Source organism: Tumebacillus lacus, assembly GCF_026410385.1.
Classification (GTDB): Bacteria; Bacillota; Bacilli; order Tumebacillales; family Tumebacillaceae; genus Tumebacillus; species Tumebacillus lacus.
On record NZ_JAPMLT010000004.1, the window covers coordinates 223,013 to 245,041 of the forward strand.

The 22,029-nt window shown below is 53.6% G+C and carries 28 protein-coding genes; 26 read left to right on the top strand and 2 right to left on the bottom strand.

The features are described 5' to 3' along the window. The first annotated feature begins 1 nt into the window (after position 1). Positions 2-388 carry a hypothetical protein gene (locus tag OS242_RS10500; protein WP_267151637.1) on the top strand — a complete coding sequence of 129 codons (387 nt, stop codon included), beginning with the start codon at positions 2-4 and terminating at the stop codon, positions 386-388. A gap of 55 nt (positions 389-443) precedes the next feature. After that, positions 444-698, top strand: coding sequence for a hypothetical protein (locus OS242_RS10505; protein WP_267151638.1), 255 nt, complete (start codon positions 444-446; stop codon positions 696-698). Positions 699-749: 51 nt separating this feature from the next. On the opposite strand, the gene OS242_RS10510 is transcribed toward OS242_RS10505, so the two are convergent. After that, positions 750-1,190, bottom strand: coding sequence for a hypothetical protein (locus OS242_RS10510; protein ID WP_267151639.1), 441 nt, complete (start codon positions 1,188-1,190; stop codon positions 750-752). A gap of 357 nt (positions 1,191-1,547) precedes the next feature. On the opposite strand from OS242_RS10510, the gene OS242_RS10515 reads away from it, so the two are divergent. After that, positions 1,548-2,207 (top strand): hypothetical protein, encoded by a 660-nt coding sequence (locus OS242_RS10515; RefSeq protein ID WP_267151640.1) that lies wholly within the window; start codon positions 1,548-1,550, stop codon positions 2,205-2,207. A gap of 30 nt (positions 2,208-2,237) precedes the next feature. Here OS242_RS10515 and OS242_RS10520 read toward each other — a convergent pair whose 3' ends face one another. Further along, positions 2,238-2,393: a hypothetical protein gene (locus tag OS242_RS10520; RefSeq protein WP_267151641.1), complete on the bottom strand. Its 156-nt coding sequence runs from the start codon at positions 2,391-2,393 to the stop codon at positions 2,238-2,240. On the opposite strand from OS242_RS10520, the gene OS242_RS10525 reads away from it, so the two are divergent. The 23 genes from OS242_RS10525 to OS242_RS10635 all read left to right on the top strand — a co-directional run bounded on the left by OS242_RS10525 (position 2,356) and on the right by OS242_RS10635 (position 22,014). Next, entirely contained in the window at positions 2,356-2,892 is a 537-nt protein-coding gene (locus OS242_RS10525) for an ATP-binding protein (RefSeq protein WP_407702112.1), read from the top strand. The two genes, OS242_RS10520 and OS242_RS10525, sit on opposite strands and share 38 nt — an antisense overlap. 315 nt (positions 2,893-3,207) lie before the next feature. Next, positions 3,208-3,345, top strand: coding sequence for a hypothetical protein (locus tag OS242_RS10530; RefSeq protein WP_267151643.1), 138 nt, complete (start codon positions 3,208-3,210; stop codon positions 3,343-3,345). A gap of 18 nt (positions 3,346-3,363) precedes the next feature. Next, positions 3,364-3,552: a hypothetical protein gene (locus tag OS242_RS10535; protein WP_267151644.1), complete on the top strand. Its 189-nt coding sequence runs from the start codon at positions 3,364-3,366 to the stop codon at positions 3,550-3,552. Between the two features lie 292 nt (positions 3,553-3,844). After that, positions 3,845-4,060, top strand: a complete 216-nt coding sequence (locus OS242_RS10540; RefSeq protein WP_267151645.1) for a hypothetical protein — start codon at positions 3,845-3,847, stop codon at positions 4,058-4,060. A 102-nt stretch (positions 4,061-4,162) separates the two neighbouring features. Then, on the top strand, positions 4,163-4,510 hold the full coding sequence (locus OS242_RS10545; protein ID WP_267151646.1) for a hypothetical protein: 348 nt from the start codon (positions 4,163-4,165) through the stop codon (positions 4,508-4,510). After that, a complete protein-coding gene (locus tag OS242_RS10550) occupies positions 4,467-6,191 on the top strand; it encodes a terminase large subunit (protein WP_267151647.1) in 1,725 nt (574 codons plus the stop codon). The genes OS242_RS10545 and OS242_RS10550 overlap by 44 nt, the downstream gene beginning before the upstream one ends. A gap of 9 nt (positions 6,192-6,200) precedes the next feature. Continuing rightward, entirely contained in the window at positions 6,201-7,454 is a 1,254-nt protein-coding gene (locus tag OS242_RS10555; protein ID WP_267151648.1) for a phage portal protein, read from the top strand. After that, a complete protein-coding gene (locus tag OS242_RS10560; protein ID WP_267151649.1) occupies positions 7,447-8,097 on the top strand; it encodes an HK97 family phage prohead protease in 651 nt (216 codons plus the stop codon). The genes OS242_RS10555 and OS242_RS10560 overlap by 8 nt, the downstream gene beginning before the upstream one ends. 11 nt (positions 8,098-8,108) lie before the next feature. After that, positions 8,109-9,395, top strand: coding sequence for a phage major capsid protein (locus OS242_RS10565; protein ID WP_267151650.1), 1,287 nt, complete (start codon positions 8,109-8,111; stop codon positions 9,393-9,395). Positions 9,396-9,437: 42 nt separating this feature from the next. Continuing rightward, positions 9,438-9,707 carry a hypothetical protein gene (locus OS242_RS10570; RefSeq protein ID WP_267151651.1) on the top strand — a complete coding sequence of 90 codons (270 nt, stop codon included), beginning with the start codon at positions 9,438-9,440 and terminating at the stop codon, positions 9,705-9,707. Continuing rightward, positions 9,704-9,973, top strand: a complete 270-nt coding sequence (locus OS242_RS10575) for a hypothetical protein (protein WP_267151652.1) — start codon at positions 9,704-9,706, stop codon at positions 9,971-9,973. The genes OS242_RS10570 and OS242_RS10575 overlap by 4 nt, the downstream gene beginning before the upstream one ends. Positions 9,974-9,985: 12 nt before the next feature. Continuing rightward, positions 9,986-10,642, top strand: coding sequence for a phage head closure protein (locus OS242_RS10580; RefSeq protein ID WP_267151653.1), 657 nt, complete (start codon positions 9,986-9,988; stop codon positions 10,640-10,642). After that, positions 10,632-11,027 carry an HK97-gp10 family putative phage morphogenesis protein gene (locus OS242_RS10585; RefSeq protein WP_267151654.1) on the top strand — a complete coding sequence of 132 codons (396 nt, stop codon included), beginning with the start codon at positions 10,632-10,634 and terminating at the stop codon, positions 11,025-11,027. Before OS242_RS10580 ends, OS242_RS10585 begins: the two co-directional genes overlap by 11 nt. Then, the gene (gene gp17 / locus OS242_RS10590; RefSeq protein WP_267151655.1) at positions 11,024-11,401 is read left to right on the top strand and encodes a tail completion protein gp17; all 378 of its coding nucleotides are present in this window, start codon (positions 11,024-11,026) and stop codon (positions 11,399-11,401) included. Before OS242_RS10585 ends, gp17 begins: the two co-directional genes overlap by 4 nt. Position 11,402: 1 nt before the next feature. Continuing rightward, entirely contained in the window at positions 11,403-11,978 is a 576-nt protein-coding gene (locus OS242_RS10595) for a major tail protein (RefSeq protein WP_267151656.1), read from the top strand. A gap of 64 nt (positions 11,979-12,042) precedes the next feature. Further along, positions 12,043-12,378 (top strand): phage tail assembly chaperone G, encoded by a 336-nt coding sequence (gene gpG, locus OS242_RS10600; protein ID WP_267151657.1) that lies wholly within the window; start codon positions 12,043-12,045, stop codon positions 12,376-12,378. Positions 12,379-12,440: 62 nt separating this feature from the next. After that, a complete protein-coding gene (locus tag OS242_RS10605; RefSeq protein WP_267151658.1) occupies positions 12,441-12,566 on the top strand; it encodes a hypothetical protein in 126 nt (41 codons plus the stop codon). Positions 12,567-12,581: 15 nt separating this feature from the next. Further along, on the top strand, positions 12,582-16,946 hold the full coding sequence (locus OS242_RS10610; protein WP_267151659.1) for a phage tail tape measure protein: 4,365 nt from the start codon (positions 12,582-12,584) through the stop codon (positions 16,944-16,946). 49 nt (positions 16,947-16,995) lie between these two features. Then, on the top strand, positions 16,996-17,301 hold the full coding sequence (locus tag OS242_RS10615; protein ID WP_267151660.1) for a hypothetical protein: 306 nt from the start codon (positions 16,996-16,998) through the stop codon (positions 17,299-17,301). Positions 17,302-17,313: 12 nt separating this feature from the next. Beyond that, positions 17,314-20,349 (top strand): fibronectin type III domain-containing protein, encoded by a 3,036-nt coding sequence (locus OS242_RS10620; protein WP_267151661.1) that lies wholly within the window; start codon positions 17,314-17,316, stop codon positions 20,347-20,349. Positions 20,350-20,352: 3 nt separating this feature from the next. Continuing rightward, positions 20,353-21,462, top strand: coding sequence for a hypothetical protein (locus tag OS242_RS10625; RefSeq protein WP_267151662.1), 1,110 nt, complete (start codon positions 20,353-20,355; stop codon positions 21,460-21,462). Beyond that, complete coding sequence (locus OS242_RS10630; RefSeq protein ID WP_267151663.1) at positions 21,459-21,704, top strand: hypothetical protein; 246 nt, start codon at positions 21,459-21,461, stop codon at positions 21,702-21,704. Before OS242_RS10625 ends, OS242_RS10630 begins: the two co-directional genes overlap by 4 nt. 28 nt (positions 21,705-21,732) lie before the next feature. Next, positions 21,733-22,014, top strand: coding sequence for a hypothetical protein (locus OS242_RS10635; RefSeq protein ID WP_267151664.1), 282 nt, complete (start codon positions 21,733-21,735; stop codon positions 22,012-22,014). Positions 22,015-22,029: the final 15 nt, after the last annotated feature.

The window sequence follows — 22,029 nt, forward strand, 5'->3', positions numbered from 1 at the left end:
CATGCACACCCAAAAAATCATCGTCTGCGATGCGTGCAAAGAACCATTCACCGAAAACATGCATGAGCAGAAGATCGCGAACCTGACTTACAGCTACCAGAAGTGCCCGCACGAAGCATGCGGCACTGTTTATCCGATCGCTGTCTTAAGCAAAAGCATCACCCGCCGTTCGAAGGAGATCAACGAGATTCGTTCCAAGATCGGCAAGATGAAGTTTCCGTCGCCCGTCAGTCCCGCCTATAAAAAAACGCTGGAGCGTGCGGAGAAGCTGCGAGACAAGGCAGATGACCTCGTAAAGAAGAACCTGGCTGAAATCAAGAGTCTGATCGAAAAACACCGTGCCGACTTCGCGAAGTTTGGCCCAGTGCATACCGTCGAAGCACATTAGTCGCCATCCAACTGGATAGGCGGCTTTTTATATCCCAAAGAAGGAGTTGATAACAATGCAAGAGATCAAAGTGAAACTCGACATCACTGGCACTGACAAATTCAAGGCACTGGCAGAGTTGACGGCCACCGCGATCACGACTCACCCGAATCGTAATGAGTTGGAGCGTGCCTTCTACGAGCTGGCAGGTGAATCACCGGAAGGTTATGTCGCTGGCGGCAAGATCACCACTGCTGGTCTTCAACTCGTCGGCGACAAAGGACCTGAGATCATGAATATGCCTCGGGGCTCGACGGTCCAGCCAGCGTAGAAGACATCGTCGTATTCAAAAAAATGCCGCCAAAAAGGCGGCAATCGACGTTTATCTACTAGACATCAGGGCTGTCACGGCTTGGTCGAAGAGGTTAGTTTGATGCGGATAGTCTGTTTTACGCAGTGTGATTTCTCTGCCGTCGAAGGTCAATGTAAGGGCAAGTTCCTTGAATTCACCGTCCAACATTCGAGATCCGTATGCATCATAAGTTTCGTACGACAAGAGCTTGCTCTTCACAAGAGATAAAGAGAAGACTTCGAGTTGCATCATGCATTCCTCGGGTGTGGGCCTGGGGAATTTCAAGAATCCCTTTACTAGCATTGAAGCATCAAAGGCGACGAATTTGATCTCGAGATCTTCGCCGTATCTATCATTTGCCAAACAGGTTACGGAGTTCGGATCCGGGAGAACAGCGGTAAGCCTCGATAAGTATTGTCTGCCGATGTACGTTGCATCAAGCCATTCAATAAACTGCTGATAGTTTCTCATAAATTCACCTCCTTCCATATTAGGTGAATTCAACGAGAAAATACAAATTCCTATAAGGTGGGTGAAATGACATGAAATGGTGGCACTGCTTTATGGCTGGTCTTTACCTCCGCAGGCTTGGGAGGTACGAGGCGATCGCCAAGCGAGTTGGCTTTTTTGAAGAGAATCGTCAACATCGCAATGCTCTTGCGGAAAAGTTGAAGTATCACCACCGGAAGTGGGTTGGATGAACGGTGTAACGATACAAAACGACCCGAACCGTTACAGTGTAACGGAATAAAAGCTACATCTAATGTCCCGACAAACGACCATCCCTTGTCACGTCTCGGGTCTGTCAGCAAGGAGGTGTAACGTTACATGGCGAGACAGTCCAAGATCGAGCAACATGGGTGCCAAGAGATCGTGGCCGCCGGAGTACGAAATGGGAAGTCGGTGCGCGACATCGCGGAAGAATGCTCGGGTTGGGCGGGTGAAAAGATCTCGCATGCCGCCGTGCAGCGTTACATCGACACGCTCAACCAGAACAAGAGGGAAGTAATCGTCAGCAACGAGCGCGCCCTGGTCAACGTGGTCCAGCAGGACTTCGACGTCATCCAGACCAACCTGAAGATGGCGAACAGACTCATGGCCCGCTTCGATCTGGTCGACAACTTGCCCGACTTGTTCGAGGAGCGGATGCAGGAGTTGGAGCACCGGATCGTATCGGGCGGGGACAGCCTGCCTGATTATCTTGGTCGGTGGGCTGGCCACATGCATCAGGAACTGAAACGCAAGGTCTACGAGATGACGGCACTCTCCAAAGAGACACGCGAGCACATGAAGCTCATGGTTGACTTGAAGGAACGCGTCTATCAGTTCGAGCTGATGGGCGAGTACCTGAGCTTGTTCATGACGATCTTCCAGAAGCACAGCCCGGAAGCGTTCGAGCAATCGATGCAGGAAGTGTCCGGGCATCCGCGTATGGCGCAGATCATCGAGCAGCAGAGATTCTACCAGAACACGAAAGGAGGCGGTTAAGATAGCGCGGCACAGCGTCCTGCAGACCTTTTACGCATCGCGCAAGTGGAGAAACTTCCGGCAGTCGCTGATCGCCGAGCGCGGCAACCGTTGCCAGAGGTGCGACAACATCATTGCCAAGGCGGTCGAGATCATCGGCCACCACAAGATCGAACTGACGCCGGAGAATGTGCACGACCACGGCATCAGCCTAAATCCTGATAAGGTCGAGCTGATTTGTAGCGACTGCCACAACCAAGAGCACGCACGGTTCGGCTACGACCTGCGAAAGAGCGTCCACATCATCTACGGCCCACCAATGGCCGGCAAGAAGACGCACGTCGCCCAGCAAATGAAGCGCGGCGACCTGGTCGTCGACATGGACCGTTTGTATGAAGCGGTATCCTGTCTGCCAGCCTTCAATAAGCCGGACAACCTCTACACCAACGTGATCGGCATACACAACCTGCTGATCGACCACATCCGCACACGCCTTGGCAAGTGGGGCAATGCATGGATCATCGGCGGGTATGCTGACAAGTACAAGAGAGAGAAGCTGGCCGCTGATCTCGGGGCTGAGTTGGTCTACTGCGAGGCAACCAAAGAGGAGTGCTATGCACGGCTCGCCACCAGTGAGCAGTTGCGGTACCGAGGGGCCGAGTGGCGGGGGTACATCGACAAGTGGTTTGAGCAGTATCAGCCTTAGAGTTCGTTAGTCCAGACTGTAATAAGCCACAAATAAGAGCACGTTGCAAATTAAGAAAAACTTGAAGAAAAATATAAATTCTGGGCTCTGTAGCAACGATGCGAAAAGAGCAAATCCACCGATGAACAAAAGCAACTTCCAAAGAATCTTCAGGTTTGACAAGCCACCTTTTCCAACGTTACGGGTCACGTCTCGTGCGAAACGATGCGCCAGATATCTAACACCCTTACCCATTACACACCATCCTCTGAATTCTATTTATACCGTAAGTATAGACTGGATGGTTACCTCTGGATAGAGAGGAGGGAAGAGGATATGACGTGGTGGGTTGTAGCTGCATACGGCACAGGAGTATTGACGGGCATCGGCGTGGGCATGGCGATCATGACTGGTGTTCAAGCAAAGAGGTTGAAGAAGCGAGCGCAAGAACATATTCAAGAAATGAAATGGTAGAGAGGAGGGAACACACAAATGGAATGGCTATGGGCAACACAGAGCCTGATCAACATCGGGCTTATCTGCATGCTGTGGAAGATGCACAAGGGAAAGAAAGAGACGGTGACAAATGTGCAGCTCAAAGTCGAGGGCACCGCATCGAACCCGTTCGTGTTTGAGCAGATGCTGCAGACGGCATTGAAGAGTGAAGTGAGAAAGGTGTGACGATCCCGAAGACTTGGTCAAACCCGATGGAGTATGCAATAGAAGAGATTGAAGTCAGCGTGATCTATGACCATCACGCTGTCCTATCCTGTGAGAGATACATGGCTAACTCACCGCTGTACATCTGGCATGTGCATCTGTGGTGGTGGGAGAGATGCCGGGGAGTGACACTCGAATCCAAGATGGTAAAGAAGAAGCAGCAGGTGATCGAGTGGATGAAGAGGGAGAACGAGAAGATCCGTCGGCATAGAGAGATGGAGAAGCGGCTGTAAAAGAGAGGAGGGGAAACGGCATGGAAAAGGAAAAGCGATTCAAGGTGGAGATCTACTTTGTTGGCGGCGTAGTCAAAACGCTTCATGAGGTGGATGGAGATGGAGTAGCGAACATCCGTCATTGGTTGAACGGGGAAGGTAAGGCAACCATGATCTTCGTCAACGAGTCGAAGGAGTCTACGGTAAGACGAGATGCGGTTATGTTCATCGATGTGACCGAAGAAGCATCTGTATAGCCCCCCGGTCACCGTTTTCAGTAGAGACTTTGATAACCGTGCGGATACCCCTTTTTTCACGCAAGGTCAAAATTTTGAAATTCGGTGGAGGTGAATTCAAAAGTGGGGAAAATCGATCTGTATCAGCAAGAGCATGCGAAATTGACCGGGATCTTTACAGGTGTCGATACGGGAAAGGCCAAGTTGGTTGAGGGGCTGATTGAGGACGCTGCGTTTATGTACGCTGAGATGTCACATCTGCGCGAGATCATAAAAACCACCGGGAGCGTGCAGATCAATCCGATGGACCCGACTCGCCAAAAGACGCCAGAGGTATCGAAGCAGTACCTAAAGCTCCTGAACTCGTATGCTGTGGTCATCAAGACGTTGAACGGGATTCTGAACAAGAACATGAACGAGGGTGAAGATGAGTTTGACGAATGGGTCAAGCAGCAACGTAACGGTGAATAGCTACCTCGTCGAGTATCATGACCTCATCAAGAAGGGTGAGATCATCGCTGGCAGAGAGCTGATCCAGCAACTCGACAATCTGATCGAGGATCTGAACAGCCCGTTCTACGTCTACGACGTGCGGGATGCTCACTTTCGGATTCAGTTCATCGAGCGTTTCTGCAAACACACCAAGAGTCCGTTCCACGGCAAACCGTTTATTTTGGAGCTTTGGGAAAAAGCATTCATAGAAGCCTTTTACTCGTTCAAGTGGAGTGACGAGGGTTACCGGAACTACTATGACGAAGAGCCGATGAAATCCAATCTGCGACGCTTCAAAAAAGCGATCATGCTGATTGCCCGCAAGAACGGCAAATCAACCTTGTGCGCTGCTCTTTGCCTCACAGAACTGATGTGTGGCAACGGCGGCAGTGACATCGTCTGTTCGTCAAACGACGATGCGCAGGCCTCGATCATCTTTGAAGAGGTTGCCAATATGCGTGAGCAGTTCGACCCGGACGACAAAAGGACCCGGAAGAACCTCAAGGGCATCCATAACACCCGGAACAAAAGCAAGATTTTCAAGTTGTCGGAGCGCACGCGCAACAAGGAAGGCCGAAACATCGACGGCGCGATCTTGGACGAGTCCCACGAAATGAAAGACAATGTCATCGCGAAGTCCATCGACCAATCCCAGTCGACAAAAGAAGAGCCGTGGTTCATCAACATCACTACCGAGGGATTCGTCAACGATGGCTACCTCGACCAGGAGTTGAAGTACGGTCGCGCTGTTTTGGCGAAGGAGATCGAGGACCAAACGATTCTCATGTGGCTGTACACTCAAGATAGTGAAGCCGAAGTCTGGCAGGACGAGCGGACATGGATGAAGTCAAACCCGTCGCTTGGCACGATCAAGAAAGCAAAATACATCAAAGACCAGATCCGCAAGGCCCAACACGACAAGGCCGAGCGGGTTTTTATGTTCTCGAAGGACTTCAACTTCAAGCAGAACAACGCGGCTGCTTGGTTGATGCCGGAGGACATCCAGAACGAGGCAACCTTCGACATCGAGCAGTTCAGAGGGGCGTTCGCGATTGGCGGCGTCGACTTGTCCAAATCCGGTGACCTTGCATCGGCGCGCGCGATGCTTATGAAAGGGAGCACCAAGTACATGCTCCAGCATTACTTCATACCAGAAGCCAAACTGGGCGCTCTCTCGACGGCTGAGAGGAAGGTCTACGAACAATGGATTCGGGAAGGACTTATGACCGTGTCCGATGGAAACGAGAACGACTTCCGACACGTAACCGCGTGGTTTGTCAAATTGTTCAAGCAACACGGGATCAAGTTTTACAAAGTCGGGTATGACAAATGGTCTGCTGTCTACTGGGTCAAGGAAATGGAAGACTGTGGCTTCGAGATGCAACGAATAGACCAAAAGTTTGGAAGTATCAGCGAGCCCATGAAACTCGTTGAGGCTGACCTGAAGAGTAAGTTGATCAATTACAACAACCACCCGATTGACCGGCTTTGTTTGGAGAACACCGCGCTGAAGATCAACGACAAAATGGAGATCATGCCGGTGAAGGTCCAAGGGAAAGAAGACAAGAAGATCGACGGCGCGGTGACGATGATCTTTTGCTACCGGGTCTATATCGACAACCGAACCGAGTTTCTGGAGCTGGTGAAGAGAGCGGGGTGATATTGAAACGTGGCGATCTGGAGTTCTTTTAAAGGGTTGATCAACAAGGCGAAAACAGCCTATTCCTATGCAAAGATGATGAACGGCTACACTCCTGTGTTCAGCCAGTTCGGGGACAACATCTATGCTTCGGATATCGTGCAAAATTGCATTGATGTTATCGCGAGTGAATGTAGCAAACTTCAACCGAAGCACATCAGGACTGACGGCGAAGGCATGCAAACGACTCCCAGCAGCAGCCTCAACCGTCTGTTCAAGTTTTCGCCGAACCCAATCATGACGACGAGGGACTTTCTAGAGAAAACGATCTGGTTGCTTTTCTTGAATTACAACGCCTTTATCTACCCGATGTTTGAGATCCGAAGAGACGGGTATGGAAAAGAGACTCGAATCTGCACCGGGCTTTATCCCCTCAACCCCCGTCAAGTCGACTTTTTGCAAGACGAAAATAGTATTCTGTTTGTGAAACTGTACTTTGCAAACGGTGAAAGCTTCACATTGCCCTATACAGATGTCATTCACCTGCGGAAAAAGTTTTCAGTCAACGATATCATGGGCGGCGGGCTAAACGGTCAACCAGACAACGCAGCACTTTTGAAGGTGTTGCAGATCAACGACGTTGTTATGCAGGGGCTTGAAAAGGGGATTAAGACAAGTCTATCTATCCGAGGCGTTATCAAACTTAACACGATGCTTGATGACGAATCGACGAAGGCAGAGCGAGATCGGATCGAGGCACGGCTTGCGTCAGGAGATTCAGCCTTACTGCCTCTGGACTTGAAAAACGAATACATCCCGATTAATTCTGACCCGAAAATCATCGACAAAGTCACATTGGAGTTTTTGGAGAGCAAGGTGGAGAACTGGTTCGGAGTGTCAAAGGCGATCCGGTCTGGAGATTATACCGATGAGCAGTACCAGGCGTTCTATGAAAAAACGCTTGAGCCGATTGTCATCAGCTTAGGTCAAGCATTTTCGAAGACGATTTTTACTCCCCGAGAGCTCGACATGGGAAACGAAATTGTCTTTTATCAAAAGGATATGCGCTACCTGTCCACCAAGGCGATGCTTGATCTGCTCAAGACAGCCGGCGAGCAAGGATTGCTCACTGATAATCAAAAACTTGCACTGCTCGGGTATCCGCCGATTGAGGGCGGAGACAAGCGGACGATGTCACTCAACTATATCGATGTGAATCTGGCCAATGCCTATCAAATGGGGCGGGCAAAGGCCGGTGAGAAAGGGGAATCAAGCAATGAGTAAACCGCTCCCGGCGAAAGAGGCGCCGGTAAAACGCAGTTTTGGTCTGGTAGACCTACGGGCCGTTGAAGATGGAAACTACATCGAAGGGCACCCGGCCGTTTATGACCAGAAGACGAACATTGGTGGTTGGTTCAACGAGATCATCGAGCGTGGGGCCTTTGATGGCTGCGACTTCGATGACGTACTTTTTAGTGTGAACCATGACCTGCGCAAGATTCCGTTGGCGCGTAGTCGTCGCAACAATGGTAACTCGACTATGCAGTTGCGGACCGATGAGCGCGGCCTTTATATCCGGGCGAACCTCGACGTGGAGAGCAACAGCGAGGCGAAATCCCTCTATAGCGCGGTAAAGAGAGAAGACATCGATGGGATGTCTTTTATTTTTTACGTGTCCGATGAAAAGTGGGAAGACCTCGACACTGATATGCCGACCCGGCGTATCCAAAAGATCAGGAAAGTCATTGAAGTCAGCGCCGTCAATTTCCCGGCCTACTCGGGAACTGACATAAATGCTCGTGACCAAGCCGCGTTGGATAACGCGCGACAGGCATTGGATAATGCCCGGTCTCAGTTGGATAACTCGAAAAGCGAGTCAGAATTGGAACTCTTGAAACTCAAAAATCAGATTTTGATGAAAGGTTAAGGTGAGGACAGATGAAAAAGAAACTGCAAGAAATGCTCATCAAGAAGGAAGCGCGTAAAACTGAGCTCGGCCAGAAATCCTCGGCCGCTACGACGGTCGAAGAGCTGCGTAGTATCAACGCTGAGCTTGAATCATTGAACCCCGAGATCGCGGAGTTGCGCGGGATGATCGATGCAATTCAGGACGAAGCGCCGAACGTCGATCCCCCGAACGTGTCGCCGCAAGAGCAGCGCGGGTTGGGCTTGCCGACGCCGGGCACCATCCTCGGCACCTATGGGATGGGTAACGGAGCTGGTGGCGGCCAACAACAGCGTGCACAGCAGGGCATGGAGGATGTGTACGGCACTGTAGAATACCGCAATGCTTTCATGTTGTTTGCGAAGACCGGCCAAGTAACGCCTGAGTTGCGCGCTGATGCAATGACCACCACCGCTGACGTATCAGCGGTCATCCCGACGACGATCCTCAATGAGGTCATCAAGAAGGTCACTGTCTACGGCCAAGTGTTCAGCCGCGTCCGCAAACTCAACATCAAGGGTGGCGTAACCATCCCGATCCTGTCGTTGAAACCGTCGGCTACCTGGATCGGTGAATCGACGCCGTCCGATAAGAAAAAAGTGCAGGCAAATACGAACATCACGTTCAGCTACTACGGCCTGGAATGCAAAGTGGCTACCTCTCTGCTTGCTGACACCGTAACTCTGGCTGGATTCGAGAGCGTCATCACTGACTTGATTGTTGAAGCGATGGTGAAAGCCATCGACCTCGCTGTACTGAATGGCGACGGTGTAGGCAAACCGCAAGGCATCACTTCTGACCCCAGAGTTCCGGCAGCGCAAATCATCACCATGACTCCGACTGAAATCGGTTCGTGGGATGATTGGAAGAAGAAGGTGTTTGCCAAGATGCCGCTGAAATACAAAGCCGGCGCAGCCTTCCTGATGGCATCCGGCACCTTCGAAGGGTACATTGACGGCATGGTAGATGCGAACGGACAGCCGATTGGCCGAGTGAATTACGGAATCGTGGATGGACCGCAAGAGCGCTTCGGTGGTAAAGAGGTCATCCAAGTCGAGGACGACGTCATCCCGCCGTTCGATGATGCCGTCGCGGGCGATGTGGTGGCCGTTTACTGCGACCTGCGTAACTATGGCTTCAACTCCAACATGCAAATGACCATGTTCCGCTACTTCGACCATGACACCAATGAATGGGTTGATAAAGCCATCCTCATCGCAGACGGCAAACTGATCGACCCGAACGGCGTAGTCATCGTCAAGAAAGGCGCAACAACCTAATAATGGGGCCGGAGCGCCCCTCTAAGAAAGGTGGAGTTAATAGTGGCGAGAAAGAAAAACGAACCGACGGCTGAGTTGGTGAACAACGGGGAAGCGATCCTGCTTTGGAAAGCAAAGGGTCCTCTGTCCAATGCGGAACACGAGCAGTTGGCAGAAAAATGCCGTTTTGAACAAGAGCAAAGCGGTGTAAAGATCGTGCTCGTCCCCTTTGCGGTGGATGCAGAATTGGTTTACCCGCAAGCAACTCAGGCACCGGCGGATGACCCGCAACAACAAGTCAATGATTCCGAACCGAGCGGTGATGACCAGTGACCGACGCCGATCTTCTGATCGAGTGCAAGAAGGGCTTGAACATCCCGGTCGCAAGCACCGCCTTTGACGGTACATTGATGCAGAAACTTGCTGCGGTAAAATCCTTCATGATGGGTGCTGGCGTGTCGGCGGATCTGCTTAATGACCATCTGGCAGTTGGCGCGATTGTGCTAGGAGTCACGGACATCTGGAGTTTGACAGGCGGGGAGATCAAGTTCTCACCCGCCTTCAATACGATGGTCGGGCAATTGGCGATGCGTAGCTAGGAGGTTGAGGAGATGTTCAAGCCAGCAGGTGTTCAGCAGTTCGCCACTCCTATTCGTGTCCAAAAACGAGTCATATCCCATGATGAAAACGGAGCGTCGATCACGTCCTATCAGGATGCTGAACCGGCGCTTGATTTTTGTAGTTGGAAGGGCAAAGGCGGCACTCAAACCGATGCGTTCACCATCACGGATACAGCAGAGGTGACCATGTGGTTCCGGCCGGATATCGCTGAGATGGACCGGGTGATGCTCAATGACGACGAGAGCAAGGCCTACGATATCCTCAACGTTGAGAATCTTGACATGCGTAACATGTGGTTGAAGTTGAAGGTGGGCAGGGCGGTGCAGGATTGGCCGCACCTCATCAAGATTCAAGTGTCCGACCTCTCTCGGGACGCAGACGGTTTGGCAGTCGAAACTTGGCGCGACCATCTCACAATCCGAGGAGCTGTCGAGCCCCTGCAGGGGCGTGAATACGATTCAGCCGCTGCTGTCAACGCAGAGGTCACCGTTCGGGTCCGCATTCGCTTCCAGAGTGGGATCACATCTGAAATGCGTCTTGTCTACGACGGGCGCATCTTCAATATCAAATCTGTGATCGATCCAGGGGAACGTCACAACGAACTGCACTTGATGTGCACAGAGGTGGTGGGTATGAGTGGGAGCTGAGATGTCGCTTGATGGATTGGCAGATGTACTAAGAAAAGTCGATCAGCTTGGGGATCGGAAGGCGCGGGCTGAGAACAGGATGCTACGCGCCGGTGCAAAGGTGCTCCAAGCAGCCATAAGTGAGGATGCACCACGAAGCTCATATGCGAAAGACCACATGGCCGACAACATCATGATCACAAATATCTCAACGCGAGACGGGATCAAGCGTATTCGGGTGGGTCCGTCTCGTGGTGACAACTCCCGATTTTTCTATGGAAAGTTTCTGGAGTGGGGAACTTTGAAGATGGCAGCACGACCGTTCGTAGGGCCCGCAGCGGCGCGGTCTAAGAAAGACGTGTTCAACGCCATGAAGGCGGAAGGGGAAAAGGAGTTCAGACGATGAGCATAGCCAACCAAAGGCCGGACGTGCTTGCGGCGCTGGAGGGGCATTCCGATCTGGTCGAACTGCTTGGCGGGCGACGCGTGTATTGGCTGAAAGCGCCGAAGGCTGACGAGTTCCCCCGGATCACGTTCTTCGAGATGACTAACCTGAACGATTTGTATGCCGAGGGTGAGCCGGTGGCGGCTGAGATCCGGTTCCAAATCGATGTGTGGACGAAAGGGAATTTCACCGGGATAGTCGAGCAAGTGGACGCGGCCATGATCGTTGCGGGCTTCCGGCGTTTTGCAACCAGCCCCGACCTCGCTGACGAGGACGGGGTCTTTCATAAAGCCTTGAGGTATATCAAATCAGTTTATCTGAGGGAGGAAAATTAAGATGGCAGCACCGCGCACCAATCTTAAAAATCTTACTGTTGCACTGTTGACGAAAGACGATATCACTGGCGCGACTTACGGCCCGACTCGCAAGATCCTCGACGCCGTTAAGGCGAGCATCGACCCGAAGGTCAGCTCTGACAAGGCTTACGGGGATGGCGTTGTAAAGTACGTGTCCGAAGAGGTGACCGAGATCGAAGTCGAGTTCGAAACGCTCGGCCTGTCGCTTTCGGATCAGGCGTTTCTCATTGGCGGAACCATTGAAAACGGCGTACTGATTGACGGCGACAAAAACCAAGCCCCGTGGGTTGCGTTCGGATTTGAATCGGAGAAGGCAAACAAGAAACGCCGTTTCTACTGGCTCTACAAAGGCAAGTTCAGCCTCTTCAAAGAGGAGTTCAAACAAAAAGAAGACAAGACCGAATTCCAAGGCGACACGATCAAAGGCACGTTCGTCCTGCGGATCTTCGACGGCAACTGGCGTGCGCGTGGCGACGAAGACGAAGTTGGATTCACCGCTGCGGCGACCTGGTTTGATGCTGTCTACGAGCAACCGGCCGACGCTCCGGCAGTCTAATAATACCGCTTGAGAGAGGGGAATCCCTCTCTCTTTTATTTATCCCAAAAAAGGAGTGTTCACCATGCACAAAGCTCTTGAGTTGAAATTTTATCCGGGTGTCGAGGGGCAGGAAAAAACCTACGTCGCCCCCACGTTTATCTCTGGTCGTGTCTTCCGCGAAACCGTAAAGGTTGAGAAGACCCTCAAGCAACGGCAAGAATCGAAGCAGTTTGATGTGGAGGATCTCGACTTCACGGCCGACTATGTCGTTCTCGTGTTCGGTAAGCAATTCACGCGAGACGAGTTTTACGATGGCATTTCGGTCGAGGATGTAGTCACCGCCGCACAAAAGTGCATTCAGCACATCGTGACTAAAGTCAACAGCGCGGCGTCGGGAGGTGCCACCCCAAACGCATAGAGGACGGAGAGGAGGATGAGGTTGACCTCTCTGTCTTTGTAAAAGAGTTTTATCTCGGCCTGATGAAACAAGGGAGATCGCCGAACGAGATCGACGAGATGGATATTGTTTGGTACTTGGAATTGGCGTCCTACTTTGTAGAAAAAGAGGACGACGTAGTGCCCATCGATCAGATCCGGGGCATGTAAGGAGGTGAGCAAGGTATGGCTTCGGAAGAAGAACTGGGCTCACTCCTTGTAACCATCGGGATCGACGGGAGCGGGTTCCAGAACGGTGTCTCTATCATCAACCGACAGCAGCGCCTGCTTCAATCGGAATTCAAAGTTTCTCAGGCTGCGCTCGGTTCATTCGCAAGCGAGACCGATAAGCTCAAGCTCCAGTCGGAAATGCTCGGCAAGCAGATCGGACTCCAGAAGGACAAAGTCACGGTTCTGCAAACGGCGTATGAGCGAATGATAGAAGCCAAGGGCGCGGACGCGCGGGCCACGCAAGAGCTGGCTATCAAGCTGAACCAAGCCCGCGCGTCTCTGTCCGGCATGCAGAACGCGCTTCAACAAACCACGAATGAAATACAGCAGCAATCGTCAGCCCTGGGAAAACTCAGGGCTGATTTTAATTCCGCCTTCGGACAGTCGCAAATGACTGTGTTCGATGCCTCCCAGCAGATCGGCCTAGCTTTGACCGGGATCGGTGCGGCCGGTGCCGCCGGATTGGGCGCGGCGGTCAACAGCAGTATGGACTTCGGGGCGCAAATGTCCAAGGTTCAGGCGCTTGCAAGCGCATCGACTGATGAGTTTGAGAAGCTGAAGGCAAAGGCAATCGAACTCGGCGGTAGCACTTCCTTCTCGGCATCCCAGTCCGCAGCGGGTATGCAGATGCTCGCTGCCGCTGGTATGTCGGCGAATCAGATCATCGATGCGATGCCGGGCGTTCTGTCTGCCGCCGCAGCATCCGGAGAGGAAATGTCTCTCGTCGCGGAGACGATGAGCACGGCCCTCAACTCGTTTGGCTTAGAGGCTTCACAGGCCGGGCACGTCGCCGACGTGCTGGCCGCCAGCGCAAACTCCTCATCCATCGGTGTGGAGGACATGGCATACACCCTCAAGTACGCCGCCCCAGTGGCGAAGTCCTTGGGTATCTCGCTTGAAGAGGTGGCCGCAGCCGCCATTGAGATGGGCAATGCCGGGATCAAAGGCGAGCAGGCAGGTACCACGTTGCGTGCCGCCTTCCTGCGCCTTGTCGATCCGCCGAAAGAAGCGAGCGACAAGCTGAAGGAACTCGGCGTGTCTATCCTTGATGCCAACGGGAAGATGCGCCCGATGGGCGACATCATCGGTCAACTCAACAGCGGGTTGTCGGGCATGAGTGAAGCAAACCAAGCCGCCGCTCTATCAACAGTATTCGGAACAGAGGCTGTTTCCGGGTTGATGGTTATGGTCGGCAAGGGCAAAGAGCAGTTCGACCAGTACACGCAGGCTATGGAGAATAGCACAGGCTCAGCGAAGGCTACAGCCGACGTCATGCAAAACAATCTCAAAGGCACAGTGGATCAATTCACCGGCGCGATGGAATCGGCGGCTATCGTGATCGGCGACGCGCTGACACCTGCGATCAGGTTGATCACGCAAATGCTCACGGGTATGGTCGACTCGTTTAATAAACTGTCGCCGGGGATGCAGACTGCCATCGCCGTTTCGGCGGCGGTAGGTACTGCGCTCGCGCTTATCTCAGGCCCGATCCTGCTGTTGATTGGATTCATACCCATGATAACCGCCGGTTTCGCCGCGCTCGCCCCTGTATGGGCCGCCCTCGGCGGCGCGTTCGCCGCCATCACCGCACCAGTCGGAATCGCCATTGGTGCTATTGCCCTGCTAAGCGCAGCCGCCATCGCCGTCTATAAAAACTGGGATGAGATAACCGCCTTCCTGACCAAGACGTGGACGACCTTGACGACTTCCCTCTCAGCTACATGGGATGGGGTCAAGACGTATTTCTCAAACCTGTGGGACGGCATCAAGCTATCGGTTGTGAGCGCGTGGCAGGGCGTGAAAGATGCGCTCGCTGCTGCATGGGACTCTATCCAGCCTGTGTTCAACGTAATCACGGCGTTCTTTACAGGGTGGTGGTCGTCCATCTGGACGGTTGCCAACGCCTATGTGGAGACCGTGACGGCCGTGTTCAGCGCCTTGTGGGAGTCGGTAAAGGTGATCTTCGCCACCGCCCTCCTCGTCGTGTACAACCTCGTCACAGGGCGTTGGGACGAGGTCGGCACGGTGTTCGCTTCAGCCGGTGAAAAGCTACGCGGCATCGTCGGCGACCTCTGGGAGAATATCAAAGGCATCTGGACGGCTGCGTTCGCTGAGGTCTGGAAACGCACGCAAGCAGCACTGGCCCAACTGGATCAGTTCTTTGTTGAAGCTATGGCGGGTCTAAAAGGAATTTGGAACAGTGCTGTCACGACGATCAAGAGCGCGTGGAACGGCTTATGGGAGTCGGTCAAGACGGCGGCCGCCAGCGGCTGGCAGTCTGTCTACAACTTCTTCGCAACGGCACCGGCACGGATCGCCGCGTCCATGTCCGATCTCAGGCAGCGTATTCAATCAGCTTGGGAGGACATGAAAACGAGCGCGGTTCAAGCTGGTAAGGACTTCCTGACCGGCTTTGTCAATGGTGTGATGGACATGGCCGGATGGGTGCGCGGGAAGATCGCCGGGTTCTTCGGCGACGTCGTAGGGTGGGCCAAAGAGGTATTGGACATTCACTCGCCTTCCCGCGTCATGCAGGAGGTCGGCCAGTGGACGATGGAGGGCTTTGTCGTCGGGATGGAGGACAAGGAGTCCCGTGCCTACAAAGTCGTGGAAGCCATCGGGGAAGGCGTACAAAAGGCGCTGTCATCCATCAACCTTGACATGGACATCACGAACACCGAATACCAGATCGCGATGGCGGTCAACGGGATCGATGAGGTCGAGCGCCTGAATACGCAACTTGAATTGCTGGAATTGTCGTTGAACGCATCCGACGACCGGCTCGCTGTCTTGAACAAAGGATACAACGATTCGGCCGCAATCCTTGGCATGTACGCAGATGAAAGCGAAAAGCTCTACCTTGAGATCCTAAAAGAGCAGCAGGCGCAACTCGACCTCAAGAAGCAGGTCACACAGGCGATTGGCGACAGCGCACAACGAGCACTGTCTGCGATCAACCTCGACATGAGCATCACCGATCTGGAGTACGAGATCGCCATGTCGGCAACAGGTGTTGCAGAGGTCGAGCGTCTGAAACTGGAAGTCGAGAGCTTGAACCTCGCAATCGGCGCGTCTGATGACCGGCTGGCAACTCTCAACAAAGCGTACAACGACACCGTCTACCTGCTCGGTGAAAATGCCGAGGAGAGCAAGAAACTGTACATCGAGATCCTGAAGGAGCAAAAAATCCGGGCTGACTTGAAAAAGCAGGTCGACCAAACGAACCGCTCCATCATCGATCAGCAAGAGCAGATGAGCAAAGCCCAAAAGCAAGTTGCCGAGGAGACAAAGCGCTACCTTGATGAAATGGGCAAGGCGCAGGACGACTACGAGAAGAAGTGTCAGGCTGCACGCGACTCGGAGGCCGAGGGCATTCGGAAGCTGAACGAGGAGTATGACAAGGCGTTCGAGGCGCGACGCTCTTCGTTGGTAAACTTTGTCGGACTGTTCGATAAAGTCCAGAACAAGAACGTCGATGGCTCGCAACTTCTGGACAACCTGCGTGGTCAAGTTGACACGTTCGTCGATTGGCAGAAGAACCTCGATGGCCTGAAGAATCGGAAGATTGATGCCGACTTACTTGGAGAACTGACGCAGATGGGACCGAAGTCGGCGGCGGAGATCGCGGCCCTCAACGGTCTCAGCGATGCCGATTTGCAAGAGTACGTCCGTTTGTGGAAAGAGAAAAACAAACTGGCATCTCAGCAGGCTACTGCCGAGTTGTCCGGGATGAAGGAAGAGACGCGCAAAAAAATCGATGAACTGAAAAAGGTGACGGCAGCCAAGCTCGACGAGATTCGCGCGGAGTGGAAATCGAAGAACGAGAAGATCCGCGCCGACACCGTCGCTAACTTCGACAAGATGAAGCAAGACGCGCAGAAGTTCGGTGGGGACTTCATCTCGAAGATCACCACATCGATCAATGAATCTATGCCTATGTTGGAACAAACTCTCGCTGACATCAGATCGAAAATTAAATCAGCTCTGTCAGTCGATGCGAGTGTCGGTATGATCGGAGGCGCGGTTGGCGCGGCGATCAATGTCCCTGGCCTCGCCACTGGCGGCACGATCACACGCGCTGGTCTGACGCTTGTCGGCGAGCAGGGGCCGGAACTACTGAACCTGCCGCGCGGTTCGTCTGTTGTTCCACTTGACGGCTCGGTCGGGGGGCTGGGCGGAACGACCATTGAAATCCATGTGAATGGAACTGTGTATGGTGTCGATGACCTACAAGGACTCATGACACAGGCGATTCAAAGAACACCGCTCGCTCCCATCCTCGACAACCAGCATCGCCAAACGGCACGCAAAAACTATTAGGGTCGCCGCTAAATCGGCGGCCCTTTCATACTTGAAAGGGGAAATCAAAATGCTGGACTACAACAAATGGCAAGCGCAACTGATGGATAACACAAAAATGTACGGTGGCACCGGCGGCGAGTATGATGTGAACGCCGACACCGTCCCGGTCGATCAGATCAAGTGCTTCTCTGTGAGCGACACGTTGAAGCCATCCATCGCTGTATACAACATCGGCGGGCAGGAGCGCTGGTATCAAGGCGGGGTGACGTACCGTCCGACGTTCCCGTTGGAGTTTCAGTTGAAAGATGGGTCGGTGCTGACGATTACCCGCGCCTCTGACAAATCGATGGATCTGCGCTTTACCCAAAACTAGGAGGTGGTCGGCGTGGCCGTCGTCGCAACATATGAACACAAAAAAGCCGTCCCTCTCCAAGAGGAGGCAGGCGGCTACGTCAGCGACAACGGTGAGATCCGTGTCGCCTTCACTAAAACGGCCAGCGGTGCGAACGCCGCTGAGTTCTATACCGGCGGCTCTTGCTGGCGGTACATCCCGCAGGAGATTAAGTACATCTGCATGTTGACCGGCTTTGAGGACGCGCTCTATGACGCGGATCACACGACTGACCTGTTCGTTCGGCGTGACTTCCATGTTTGGTATGACAGATCGTTCCCGGGAGTGGAGGAGCGCTGGCGTGTCGAGGCGGGCCAACTCAAGCATTTCATCAACCTTCGCGACGATCAGCGCGAGCCGCTGCCATTTCTGGAGCGTCCGTTCCTGTGCTTCACCGGGATCATGGAGTTTGACCCGACAGTGACTATGTTCGCAGACGGGGTGCCGGTAGAGGGGCAGGTGGTAACAGATGGCGATCTGTCTTTTCACGGCGCGGATGCGCAGGCGGTCAGACTACCTCCTATCATTTGTTGGGATCAGGAGCGCACGCAAACAGGCGGCAAATATATCGTCACCCCTCTTGGCCCGGGGCGGGTTGAGATCGCGACGTGCGTCGACTACCAGTGGCTCAACGATCCGGCGCGTACCCCGCCGATAGTGATCGACCCGACTATCGTAACCACCACCGACTCTCAACAAATGTCCCAAAACGTGAACGCTGTGTTTCGTGTCGGAGCAACTGCGGTATGCGCATTGATCCTCGATGGAAAGGCATGGTCGGGTACTAACCTCTTCCCGTCGATGTATCTGTCCGAAGACGACGGGGCGACTTGGCAGGATTACGGAATCCCGAGTGATCTCGCGACGCTCGGGATCACGGCCGGGGCGTTTTATTGGCAGTACTCGCAGGCGATTTTCGAACCGGTAAATAAAATCATCCACTTTGTGGCTCGAATCGGCGGTATGGTTGTATGTCGATTCGATACAGTGGCAAAAAAATGGTTGGCCTCCCGAAACCTAAACACATCCCAACTCACTGTTGGCATGGCGCACGATGGAAACGGCAACTTGTGGGTTCATCGTGCTACTGGCAACACCGATGCGTTGTCTTCTACCTATGTTTGGTGGTGGGTTCCACAAGGGGATTGGGCGAATCTTAGGGTGATATCGGGTGCGCCCGCGATGAGTAGAGCAAGATTGATCATGTTGCCGCATTTAGGCAAAATGTGGGTGGCTGGTGAAAGTGATACATCCGGAAGCGATGGAAAGCTTTACAACCTCTGTACACCAGATAGCCTCACGAATCCGACGGCCGTTTCCAAAGCAAACGCAACCAATTGGGCTCCGTATGGCAACATAGCGGCGTGGGATATTGCTGCCGACAAGAATGGGGATATGTACTTCGTCTACCTGCCGTCTACGTCCGTGACGTCGTATATCAAGAAAATCCCGCTCACGTCTCCGGGCACCTACACTCAATACACGATCCCGACTACAAAGACGAACTCGAACCAAACAGGCTCAAAAAACATCGGACTGTTCTTCCCGACCGGCACTGATTATCACATCGTGCTCTATCACAGCGACATGAACATCTACCTGTCAGGCAAAAACCCAACAGCGGATACGACGTGGGAGAAGATCACCAATGAGCCAGGAACCGGTGGCGCGAGTAATTCGTGGTCATACGGCTACCCGTTGGGCGGTGAAAACGTCGTGGCCCTCGATATTATCCAGAAGCCATATGGTTCGACCACGACGTATTACAGCAAAAGATCTTTTAACGCCGTGCCGCTCGCGCCGACGTTGTTGATGCCCTCTGGAGGGGAGGGACTAGATCGTAACGCAGAAATCACGCTGTCATGGAAATTCAACGACACGCCTTCCGATACGCAGTCGAAATTCGATTTGCGGTGGCGGCTCGTGGGGGCGGCCACGTGGAACGACATCACCACTGCGACTCCAACCCAGCGATTCGATGCAGTAGCTGGGTACTTCCCTTATGGATTGATCGAGTGGCAAGTCCGGACATACGACCAGTCAGGCGCAGGGAGCCCGTGGTCTGATCAGCAAGTGTTCTTCGCTGGTAACAAGCCAGGAATCCCGGTTATCACATCACCGGCTGGAGGGAGCACCGTCGGGGTGGCGAGGCCGCTTATTACTTGGTCCAGCCCGGATCAAAAGAAATACGAGTTGATGGTTAGCGACCCGTTCGGCGTGATGGTGTGGACGACAGGTGAGGTGCCTGACGCAGATGCTCGTATCCGGGCAATAGGCACGGTGCTGGAGAATGGCCGCTCCTACACGCTAAAACTGCGCGTAAAAAACGCCGATGGAGTTTGGTCGGACTTCACCACGGCATCGATCTCCGTAAGCTATACGCCTCCTGCTCAGCCCGTTTCGACGTTGCAAAAGCTGGAGGGGTACATGTCACTGACGATCTTGAACCCGGCTCCACAGGGCACAGAGCCGCTTATTTCGCAAAACGAGATATACAGACGGGAAGGCGGCGGACCGCTGATCCGTATCGGAACGGTCGAATCTGATGGACGTTACGATGACTTCCACGTCGCCGCTGGCAAGGATTACGAGTACGTCGTCCGTGCGATCGGCGAGAACGGAACAGTTCGTGACAGCGAGCCGGTTGGCGGGCGCATCGATCTCTCGGGCATCTGGCTCCACCTCGTCGAAGATCCGGGCAGCACGGTTCGCTGCTTCTTGTACAACGAAGGGCGAGGAGATGACTGGACGCCGAATGTGACTATGCACCAGTTTGCAGGCCGGAAGGACCCCGTCGCTGAGTTCGGAGAGGCCGAGACGAGCAGAGTCACGGTCACGTTAAAGGTTATCGGGGAAGAGCAGTCAGAGTCTCTCCAGAGCCTGCTGAGGGCAAAGCGGACCCTGTGCTACCGCGATCAACGCGGCCGAAAGGTGTTTGGCGTGGTCCCGTCGGTGCCGACAAGGGATACCTTCTACGGCGGTGTGGTCTCGTTTGCGATCAGTAAGACCGATTACAAAGAGGAGGTGTAGACCTTGTTGTCATTGGAACGCGATGGGTTTACCCGGGAGGAGGTGTTGCGGGCTCTCACATCCGAGCGGCGATTTTTGAAATTTAGGTACGAGCTACTTGATTCGGAGAACACGAAAAAACGTGATCTCGACGAAGTCCTAGGTGGTTCGGTCGAGCATGACACCTTGGCTGCGATGAAGCGAACAGCGAAGTTTGACATCCGGGATAACGGCGGTATCGATTTTGCAAGTGACCGAATCAAACCGTGGGCGATGCTGGAAATGCCGAATGGTCGCTGGGTATCCTGGCCGCTGGGGGTGTTCCTCTTGATCACCCCGAACCGGAAAACTCAATTGGACGGCGGAGTGCTCAGAAATATTGAAGCTTACGACCTGTCCAAGGTTCTGGCCGACTTCAAGTTCGATGACCGTTTCATCATCAAAAAGGGAGAGAAGTACACGGCCAAGCTGGCCGATCTGCTCGTAGCCGCTGGAATTCCTCGACGTTGGCACAACATCACGGATTCCCCGACGACCGCGCCGGAAGATCGTGACTGGCCGCCCGATGATGATGCGCTGAAAATAGCACATGAGATATTAGGAGCGATCAATTACAGGTCGCTCTTTTTTGATGGCGAGTACGCGGTAGCGGTCCCTTATATCGCACCAGACCAGCGGGCCAGCGAACACGTCTATGCCGATGATGAATGGTCGGTGATCTTTCCGGAAGTCGATCAGTCGTTGGACTACTTCAACGTGCCGAATCGAATCATTCTCTTTGTGTCCGAGCCAGATCGAAACCCGATCAGATCGGTCTGGGAAAACACGAATCCGAACAGCCCAACCAGTTACCCAAACCGGAAGCGATGGATTGTGAAAAAGGAAGCGGTTGATGCGCCGAATCAGGCGATACTCGACGCTATGGCGGCGCGGATGGGGGAGGAGGTCTCGCAGATCTTCGAGATCGTCAACCTCGAGACGGCGATCATGCCGTTCCACTCCGACGCCGACGTGTACACGCTGCGGTTTTCAGCACTCGGCATCGATCACAAATACAGTGAGACGGCATGGGGATTTGATCTGTCACCGGGAGCGAAGATGCGACACAGCATTCGAAGGGTGGTGTCTGTGTGAACGTTTTTCGCGAGATGGTGGCGAAGGCCGTGCGCACCGCGCTCACGAAAGTTTTCGCTTTCCAAAACGGCACCATACCCGACACCTACACATCCGGTCGACCTACTGTTCTGTTCGACGGCGAGACCACGGCAAGCTCGCGGACGTACCCGTGCCTCGCGAGTTACACCCCGGCGGCAGGTGATCGCGTCCTGTTCGCCAAGGTCGGCACCGGCGGTGTGGTGCTCGGAAAAATTGTTTAATCATGCATATGGGAGGGGTGAGCAAGTAATGGCAATGCAGGAGGGGAACATCAAACTGCTAGAAGAAGTCGCGGAAATGAGGACGATGGTCAACATGACATACAACACGGTGACCGAAATGAAGCGAGATTTGTCCAACAACTATATGCCGCGCCAGGAGATCGAGTCGCGGTTTGAGCGGGGAGGGGAGAGGACGGGGCGGCTGGAATCGCGTGTGAAGGATTTGGAGGCCGCGCCGCACAAACACTTGTCGACGGTGATCTCTTTGATCAGCGTCGGGGTGGCGATCTTTGCTGTGGCGACGAGGTAATTACAATGGCTCTGT

Coding starts and splice junctions, on each gene's coding strand:
- OS242_RS10500 (WP_267151637.1), top strand. CDS start 2: ATGCACACCCAAAAAATCATCGTCTGCGATGCGTGCAAAGAACCATTC.
- OS242_RS10505 (WP_267151638.1), top strand. CDS start 444: ATGCAAGAGATCAAAGTGAAACTCGACATCACTGGCACTGACAAATTC.
- OS242_RS10510 (WP_267151639.1), bottom strand. CDS start 1,190: ATGAGAAACTATCAGCAGTTTATTGAATGGCTTGATGCAACGTACATC.
- OS242_RS10515 (WP_267151640.1), top strand. CDS start 1,548: ATGGCGAGACAGTCCAAGATCGAGCAACATGGGTGCCAAGAGATCGTG.
- OS242_RS10520 (WP_267151641.1), bottom strand. CDS start 2,393: ATGCCGTGGTCGTGCACATTCTCCGGCGTCAGTTCGATCTTGTGGTGG.
- OS242_RS10530 (WP_267151643.1), top strand. CDS start 3,208: ATGACGTGGTGGGTTGTAGCTGCATACGGCACAGGAGTATTGACGGGC.
- OS242_RS10535 (WP_267151644.1), top strand. CDS start 3,364: ATGGAATGGCTATGGGCAACACAGAGCCTGATCAACATCGGGCTTATC.
- OS242_RS10540 (WP_267151645.1), top strand. CDS start 3,845: ATGGAAAAGGAAAAGCGATTCAAGGTGGAGATCTACTTTGTTGGCGGC.
- OS242_RS10550 (WP_267151647.1), top strand. CDS start 4,467: ATGAGTTTGACGAATGGGTCAAGCAGCAACGTAACGGTGAATAGCTAC.
- OS242_RS10560 (WP_267151649.1), top strand. CDS start 7,447: ATGAGTAAACCGCTCCCGGCGAAAGAGGCGCCGGTAAAACGCAGTTTT.
- OS242_RS10565 (WP_267151650.1), top strand. CDS start 8,109: ATGAAAAAGAAACTGCAAGAAATGCTCATCAAGAAGGAAGCGCGTAAA.
- OS242_RS10580 (WP_267151653.1), top strand. CDS start 9,986: ATGTTCAAGCCAGCAGGTGTTCAGCAGTTCGCCACTCCTATTCGTGTC.
- gp17 (WP_267151655.1), top strand. CDS start 11,024: ATGAGCATAGCCAACCAAAGGCCGGACGTGCTTGCGGCGCTGGAGGGG.
- OS242_RS10595 (WP_267151656.1), top strand. CDS start 11,403: ATGGCAGCACCGCGCACCAATCTTAAAAATCTTACTGTTGCACTGTTG.
- gpG (WP_267151657.1), top strand. CDS start 12,043: ATGCACAAAGCTCTTGAGTTGAAATTTTATCCGGGTGTCGAGGGGCAG.
- OS242_RS10605 (WP_267151658.1), top strand. CDS start 12,441: ATGAAACAAGGGAGATCGCCGAACGAGATCGACGAGATGGATATTGTT.
- OS242_RS10610 (WP_267151659.1), top strand. CDS start 12,582: ATGGCTTCGGAAGAAGAACTGGGCTCACTCCTTGTAACCATCGGGATC.
- OS242_RS10615 (WP_267151660.1), top strand. CDS start 16,996: ATGCTGGACTACAACAAATGGCAAGCGCAACTGATGGATAACACAAAA.
- OS242_RS10635 (WP_267151664.1), top strand. CDS start 21,733: ATGGCAATGCAGGAGGGGAACATCAAACTGCTAGAAGAAGTCGCGGAA.